Source organism: Nitrosomonas sp. Is37 (genome assembly GCF_033063275.1).
GTDB lineage: Bacteria > Pseudomonadota > Gammaproteobacteria > Burkholderiales > Nitrosomonadaceae > Nitrosomonas.
Genome location: NZ_JAWJYP010000073.1, coordinates 1 through 1365, shown reverse-complemented (window position 1 = coordinate 1365; position 1365 = coordinate 1). Strand labels below are relative to the sequence as shown.

General features: G+C 34.9%; 1 protein-coding gene. It reads left to right on the top strand.

Features of this window, described 5'->3' with window-relative positions; all coding sequences use genetic code 11:
- Positions 1 to 931: 931 nt before the first annotated feature.
- Positions 932 to 1201, top strand: coding sequence for a SemiSWEET family sugar transporter (locus R2Q26_RS15300; protein WP_317537081.1), 270 nt, complete (start codon positions 932 to 934; stop codon positions 1199 to 1201).
- Positions 1202 to 1365 lie beyond the last annotated feature (164 nt).

Below are 1365 nucleotides of genomic sequence, written 5' to 3'. Positions count from 1 at the left end.
GATGCTTTGTGGAAAACCATCGGCAGCATACTGCCGCTCTTCTCAGCATATGAATGCGGAAATTACTTCCTGAATTCGGGGTATGGACGTACTTAAATGCAGAATGCTCTAATTTGATCAGATGAAATTCTAATTCTTATCAGAATAGAAATAATAAATTTGCTATATGAATTTCCATAATTTATATGATGTTTAAAAATTTATTTATATTAAATTATTATTTGTCCACAATTTCTGTGGATAACTTTGTGAGTAATTTGTAAATACTATCATTAAGATGGTTATTTATAATAATATTTTCTGGATTGATTAAATTTTAAATATAGAATAATATTGTTTATAATCAGTATGTTAATATTATATATTGATTATTTAAATGATTTTACTTAATGCTAGATACATATTAATAAAGTAATAAGACAATGTGGATTATTTCAAAATGTCAAGTACCCAATTGCATACATTCCTATTTGAAATATTGAGACTTTAAATTTACTCTAGCTAAGCTTTGGATTTGAGTTCTGGTTAAGGAGTCATAAAAATCAAAGGGTTGAGAGTTTTGACTTGTAACCATTTTTTATTTCTAAATATTTGTAACTGTTTTGTAACCGTATTTACAATATCTGGACCGTGAAAAATACTCTCGCGGTCTTTCTATATGTAACGGTATTAAATATTAAGTTTAAAAATCTACTTTTCTCAATCCTATACCAGACCTCCAGTAATGCTATGGTATGTTGAGGTTGCCTTGGTGCTGTTGGGTGAATACTAGAAAGAAAGGTCAGGACAATTCCCAAATGGAGGGTTGGGTAATGAAATACAAGAATCGTGTTTTACGTAGACCTAGAGCCATAAGACTATCATATCTTCCACTGTGAGCGCAGTTGATCGAGCTAGATTTGGATGTAGAGCATAACAATAGGAGGCATGAATGGAAGGGCATGAGATCATCGGATTTGTGGCAGGTTTCGGCACTACCTTTGCAGCTGCCCCGGATTTGCTCGCAATACTTAAACGAAGGAGTTCTAAAGGTATGAATCCAACCATGGCAGGCATTATGGGCACGTTTCAAATCGTGTGGGTGTATTACGGTGTTTTGATTGATTCGATGCCTGTAGTTGTTTGGAATATTATCGCAGTGATGATCAATTCCCTCATGGTGAGTGCATTTTTTTACTTTGCCCGCACCGAGAAAAATTAGCCGGCTTAGCAAAAGCTACAAGTGCCTCACGCGCACTGATGAAACCTGAATTTACACGCTATGACCCGTATTATGTTGAGGCGATTAACCTAGGGTCTGTTGACATTTCACATAGGTAGCCACAGATATCCACATGCCATGGCAATCATACTTTCGTAATTTCT